At 42.7% G+C, this 6394-nt stretch carries 5 protein-coding genes and 1 pseudogene; 3 read left to right on the forward strand and 3 right to left on the reverse strand.

The window, feature by feature from the left end:
• Positions 1 to 86 precede the first annotated feature (86 nt).
• The 3 genes from DXA15_RS24250 to DXA15_RS24260 are packed head-to-tail and all read left to right on the forward strand — an operon-like array spanning position 87 to position 1593.
• Positions 87 to 638 carry an RNA polymerase sigma factor gene (locus DXA15_RS24250; RefSeq protein WP_044214784.1) on the forward strand — a complete coding sequence of 184 codons (552 nt, stop codon included), beginning with the start codon at positions 87 to 89 and terminating at the stop codon, positions 636 to 638.
• Positions 639 to 684: 46 nt separating this feature from the next.
• Positions 685 to 1071 carry a hypothetical protein gene (locus DXA15_RS24255; protein WP_128135746.1) on the forward strand — a complete coding sequence of 129 codons (387 nt, stop codon included), beginning with the start codon at positions 685 to 687 and terminating at the stop codon, positions 1069 to 1071.
• Positions 1072 to 1119: 48 nt separating this feature from the next.
• A complete protein-coding gene (locus DXA15_RS24260) occupies positions 1120 to 1593 on the forward strand; it encodes a hypothetical protein (RefSeq protein WP_128135747.1) in 474 nt (157 codons plus the stop codon).
• A gap of 96 nt (positions 1594 to 1689) precedes the next feature.
• Here the strand turns inward: DXA15_RS24260 and mazG are convergent.
• From mazG to DXA15_RS24275, 3 genes and pseudogenes are all read right to left on the reverse strand, one after another.
• Positions 1690 to 2474, reverse strand: a pseudogene (gene mazG, locus DXA15_RS24265) (nucleoside triphosphate pyrophosphohydrolase).
• Positions 2475 to 2588: 114 nt separating this feature from the next.
• On the reverse strand, positions 2589 to 4664 hold the full coding sequence (locus DXA15_RS24270; RefSeq protein ID WP_128135748.1) for a cytochrome c biogenesis protein CcdA: 2076 nt from the start codon (positions 4662 to 4664) through the stop codon (positions 2589 to 2591).
• A 25-nt stretch (positions 4665 to 4689) separates the two neighbouring features.
• Positions 4690 to 5601: an RluA family pseudouridine synthase gene (locus DXA15_RS24275; RefSeq protein ID WP_128135749.1), complete on the reverse strand. Its 912-nt coding sequence runs from the start codon at positions 5599 to 5601 to the stop codon at positions 4690 to 4692.
• Positions 5602 to 6394 lie beyond the last annotated feature (793 nt).

A 6394-nucleotide genomic window follows, 5' to 3' on the forward strand; every position in this document is an offset into this window, starting at 1 on the left:
GGCACTTCCGAAAAGCGGACAACTGTAAAGTTGCCCGCTTTTTTATATCCGTACTTTTTTGTATATTTGAGCCAAATATGGAGAGGATGCAGCAATATACGGAAGATGAAATCGTAGAACAACTACGGGATCCGGCCCGGCAAAGGGATGCTTTTGCCTGGGTGGTGAATCTTTATGGGGAAAAGTTATATTGGCAGATACGAAAGATGGTACTGAGCCATGATGATGCAAACGATCTTTTGCAGAATACTTTTCTGAAAGCCTGGACGAATATCGATTATTTCCGGGGAGAGGCGAAGTTGTCTACCTGGCTGTATAAGATTGCCATCAATGAATGTATTACTTTCCTGAACCGCCAGCGGAATATGAATAACGTTTCGATCGACGATACCGATGTCTTTTTGCTGGAACGTCTGAAGGGAGATGACTATTTTGACGGTGACGAGGCACAGCTGAAATTGCAGAATGCCATCCTCACTTTACCGGAGAAACAACGTTTGGTGTTTACCATGAAATACTTTGACGAGATGAAGTATGAAGATATGTCGGATATTCTGGGAACCTCTGTCGGTGCCCTCAAAGCCTCTTATCATCATGCAGTCAAAAAAGTCGAGGAGTTTTTAACAAAAGACATTTAAACCTTTTGGGGCGAAGTTCGTCAAAGGTGTATTAAAACGGAAGTGTATGGAAAAAGAACAAAACAATCTGGAACGTTTTAAAGGAAAGAATCCTTTCACTGTGCCCGACGGGTATATGAAGGATCTCACGGCTAATATAATGAGCCAGTTACCTGAGAAACCGAAGGCCGAGGCGAAAAAGGTCTCCATGATGGACCGTGCCCGTCCGTGGTTGTATATGGCTGCTGTATTTGCCGGACTGGGGTTGTTCTTTAAAGCAATAGTCGGTTTCGACGGCGAAAAGAGCCAGTCTGATACATTGTTAGTACAGTCTAAAGATGCATCGGAAGTAAAAACTGCTATCATGGAAGCAGAAAATGAGGAATACCTGGAGTATCTGGAGGCCCAATATACGGATTATCTTTTAGCAGAAGAATTGGGCAATTACGAATAAATTGACGAAAAAAAGAAGTTATTAGCATATTTTTGTAATAATAATTGTATGAGCAAAATATTTTTTATTACATTTGTGGCGATTTCAGTTTTGTTCTCTTCGAAAGTGTTGGCGCAGGGAGAAAAACAACAACATCGACATTTTGATAAGGAGGCCTTTCAGGCAAAGCGAAATGCTTTCATTACAGCTGAAGTAGGCTTGACACCGGAAGAAGCAGCTGCTTTTATACCGTTGTGTAATGAGTTACAACAAAAAATGTTCGAAGTTGGCCGTGAATGCCGTAAGTTGACGAAGGATCTGAAGCATAAGAATCCACCGACTGAATCCGATTATTCGAAAGTGAATGATGAATGTCTCGGAGTGAAGATGAAGGAAGCAGCTTTGGAAAAAGAATATTACGAGAAATTCAAAAAGATATTATCGTCTGAAAAGCTTTATAAATACCGGCGGGCAGAATATAAGTTTGCACGGAATTTTATGAAAGGACCGGACGATAGGAAAGATGAAAACAAGAAAAAATAAAATATTATCATTATTTGTGTTTTTTGTTTAGATTTAGTTTTGGCGTTTAAGTTAAGGGAGGGGTGGCGACGTGATGTCGGTTCCCCTTTTGTTTTTTTATAAACCTTTCGATTTGGCTTCGTTCCATATTCTATCCATTTCCTCCAAAGGCATCTCTTTCAGTGAACGTCCTTCTTTGATGGTATGGTCTTCCAAGTAGTTGAAACGGCGGATGAACTTTTGATTCGTGCGTTCCAATGCGTTATCCGGATTGATCTTATATAAGCGGGCGGCATTAATAAGACTGAAGAACAGGTCTCCGAATTCACCTTCCATTTTATCGACATCCATTTTGTCAATCTCGGCCTTCAGTTCGGTAAACTCTTCATGAACTTTATCCCATACCTGGTCGCGCTGTTCCCAATCGAAGCCTACGTTGCGGGCTTTATCCTGGATACGGTGGGCTTTTACGACAGACGGGAGGGAAGCAGGGACGCCTTCCAGTACGGTTTTGTTGCCGCCTTTTTCTTTTAGTTTTATCTGTTCCCAACTCTGTTCTACTTTTTGGGCCGTATCGGCGGATGCGTCACCAAATACATGCGGATGGCGGAAGATGAGTTTCTGGCAAAGGCTGTCGCATACGTCTTTGATGTCGAAGCTTCTTTCTCTTCGCCTATTTTTGCATAGAAGACGATATGCAGGAGCAGGTCGCCTAACTCTTTTTTGATGTTGTTATTATCGTCTTTCATAATTGCGTCGCACAATTCGTATGTTTCTTCGATTGTGTTGGTACGCAGACTCTCGTTTGTTTGCTTCCTGTCCCAAGGACATTTTACCCGAAGCTCATCCAGAATGTCGAGCAGTTGCCCGAAGGCTTCTATTTTTTCTTGTTTCGTAGACATTGTAATAATATGCCAATAAGTTAATGTGCCAATATGCCAATGTGAAAATGAAGAAACTCTGTCGGTACAGGAGCATTCTTAATTGGCACATTGGCATATCGGCACATTGATTAATTATTTATTTTGTTCTTTGAACGTTTTCAATCCGTTTTCAAGGAATTGTATGTATTTCGATACATCTTCGTTGAAGGCATAAGACGGGCCGAGCGGTTTACCTTCGTCATTCAATAGAATGTAGAAAGGCTGTGCGTTGGCTCCGAACTTGCTGCGCTGGAGATAACTCCATTTATCGCCGATTGTTTTCAGTTTGCGGACTTTGCCATGTTCTTCGATTTCGATCGGATGCGGCAGTTTAGTCTTATCGTCTACCATCAAGGTGATTAGTACATAATCGTTTTCGAGTATCTGTTTCACCTTCGGGTCTGTCCAGACGGATGCTTCCATCTTGCGGCAGTTTACACAACCGAAGCCGGAAAAGTCGATCATCACCGGTTTATTTAGGAGTTTGGCCTTGGCCATGCCGCTTTCATAATCGTCATAGGCTGCATGGACTTCGTCATCATACAGGCTGAAATCCTGTGTGTACAAAGGAGGAGCGAAGGCGCTGATCGATTTCAGTGGAGCACCCCAAAGCCCCGGAACCATATAAACGGCGAAGCCGAATGAAATGATTGCCATAAACAGACGCGGTACAGATACATATTTCACGTCGCTGTCGTGGCTGAATTTGATTTTGCCCAGCAGATAGAAACCTAACAGAACGAATATCACAATCCATAACACGATAAATACTTCACGATCCAGCAAACGCCAGCCGTAAGCCAGGTCGGCTACGGAAAGGAACTTCAAAGCCAAAGCCAGTTCAAGGAAACCAAGTACAACTTTTACGGAGTTTAGCCAACCGCCTGATTTAGGCATACTTTGCAACATATTCGGGAAGATGGCGAACAGACTGAACGGAATAGAGAGTGCCAGTGCAAACCCGAACATTCCGATAGCCGGACCGACTGCCGTCCCCATGGATGCAGCCTGAACCAATAATGTTCCGATAATCGGACCGGTACAGGAGAAAGATACCAGTACCAGGGTAAACGACATAAAGAAGATACTCAATATACCGGTGGTAGAATCCGCTTTGCTATCCAGTTTCGTTGTCCATGAAGCAGGTAGAACCATTTCAAATGCTCCGAAGAACGAAATGGCAAATACAACCAGCAACAGGAAGAATATAATATTGAATATAGCGTTCGTTGACAAGTCATTTAGTGCGCTAGCCCCAAAAATACCCGTGATAAGTAATCCCATCACCAGGTAGATTACAATAATGGACAAGCCGTATGTCAATGCATCGCGAATCGCTTTCTTCCGGTCTTTCGTACGTTTCAGGAAGAAACTAACCGTCATCGGGATCATCGGCCACACGCAAGGTGTCAGCAAGGCGATCAACCCGCCGAGGAATCCGGCGAAGAAGATGAATAGCCAGGAGGTATCGGTTGCCGTAACAGTTGTGTCACCAAAGGCTTTCAACTCGTCGATAACCGGTGTCCATAAAGCTGCGTCATTCGTTAATGCATTGGTAATCTTTTCCGGACTGACGATTACTTTTTCTTCTTTAGCAGCCGGGTCGGGTGTTGTCAGGGTTTTTCCTTCTTCCTCTACGAGATTCGTATCCGGCTGTTCTTTTATAACATCCTCTTTCTCCACGACAGGCGCTTCGGCAGGCAATGTCAGTTTCGTATTTTTACTGTCGAAAGCAAAGCTCTCACGGTCGGGGGGCAAACAGGTTTCGTCGTTACAGACCATGAATTCGACTTCCCCTTCGATTTTAAACTTCTTCGGGTCGAGTATTTTTACCTTTTGTGTAAAGGTTACGGCACCGGGGAACCAACGGAGGTCCATGGCAAACTGTTCGTCGTAAACGACGGTCGGCTTGATGTTGGATACCGGTTGTCCGATCAGTTCGGCCCCCTGGAGTGTCTCAAAAGTAAACGAGGTTGAAACAGGTCCCCCCTCGGGCAGGTTCATATCGTACAGATGCCAGCCTTTTTCAATGGTGGCGGTGAATACGATTTCTTTTTCGGCAGTTTTGGAGTCCTCCAGTTTTATTTTCCACTTGACAGGCTGATGAATTTGAGCCTGTACGGCCAGTGTTACGAACACCAGCAATAAGATACTAAAGAGTTTCTTCATACTATGTCTATATTTCTGTCTTAGTTTATTTAGCTAATGAAACGAAAGCATCCGGGATACGTGTTTCGAAACGCATTTCTTCCCCTGTTTCCGGATGAATAAAGAAGAGCCGTCGGGCATGAAGCATCAGCCGTCCGGCGGGATCAGTATCTGCGCCGTACTTATAATCGCCGGCGATGGGATGTCCGATAGATTCCATCTGGACACGTATCTGGTTTTTACGTCCTGTTTCCAGGTCGAGTTGCAGTAAAGAATAATGGCCGTTGCTGTGTAGCACATGGTAACGGGTGATGGCTTCCTTTCCATCACCTTCAGCTGTTACATATACCTGCATCTTGGCATTTTCAACCAGGTTCGAGACGATCAGGTCATGGTCTTTCTCCGGGCGGCCTTCTACTACGGCAACGTAAGAACGCTGGGTGATGGCCGAGTTCCAGTTCGACTGCAATGCTTTCTGTACCCGTTGGTTCTTGGCAAACATCATCAGTCCCGAAGTATCCCGGTCGAGCCGGTGGAGGATAAAAATCTTGCTCCGGGGATCATTTTTCTTGACGTAATCGCTGAGCAGGTGGTAGGCAGTACGTTCCCTGACGCGGTCGCTGGAGACAGACAGAAGCCCGTTCTTCTTATTGACAACGATCAGGTCGTCATCTTCCCAGACAATATGTAACAAGGGGTTGCTGAATTCCACCTTTCCCCGTTCGTAACTGATCTCGACTTCGTCTCCCAGCACTAAAGGAGCGTTGAACTGGGAGGTAACCTTCCCGTTTATCAAGATTTGTCCGTGGCTGAGTAAAGCCTTGACGGAACTTTTGCTCTGTTCACTTAGCAATGCGAACAGGAAAGGGAGCAATGTATTCTCTTCCTTTACCGTTACTTTGCGTCCGCGAGGGGCTTTTTTGAAATTTGTGTCTTTGTAACCTGAGCGTCTTCCCATTTTATTTAATAAATAATTTACAAAGATACTGGCATTTGCGGAATGTTGCAAGCCGTGTTTGTATATCTTAGTTATTAATATGTAAGGGATACCTTATTTTGTGATTTTTTTATGGCTGACACGTGTTTGTCCGCGTCTTTCATCCCGTCCTAAAATAAGTTGACAAAAAGATAAATAAGACTGGACTTCTCTATTGTAATACCAGATTTCCATTATTTGTGAATTTAATTTTAAAATACATATTTTTGTTTCAACAAACATAATATTGACAATTCGATTACAAATGATGTTATTTGGATTTTTATAGAAAAATCTTACTAGTTTATGTTAACTTTATAAATATAATCTTTTCAGCCTGAGAGAGGTAGAAGAGGGTACCATGAATGCTAATTAGTTTGTAGTAAATAGAATATGATTTGTTTCTACAAGTTAGTTATAAAAAAGAAAGGTGTTGCTTGTGAAAGCAGTGCCTTTTTTATCAATAAGGATGAGTTTAATGGCAAAAGCATTTGTAATGCTAAAAAAATCAATATTTATGTGTGCGGTTGTTATTTGAGTGTTAATTTTTTTGTAAATATTAAGGCAGGGGTTATGTATTATATTAAGATAGTACTCGTTTTTATTCTATTCTTATTTGAAGGGATGTATGGTCGCATTATGTCGCAAGTTGTGGAATATGAAGATTCACTAGTGTCCCGTTAAAATCGGGACGAGTTATTAATTAATCAAATAATCCCGGAATAAGGGGATTAAATTGTTCTTTGACATCATTGAAATTAGTCTTATTAAACAG

It is taken from the genome of Parabacteroides sp. AM58-2XD, from assembly GCF_003463685.1.
Taxonomy (GTDB): Bacteria; Bacteroidota; Bacteroidia; order Bacteroidales; family Tannerellaceae; genus Parabacteroides; species Parabacteroides segnis.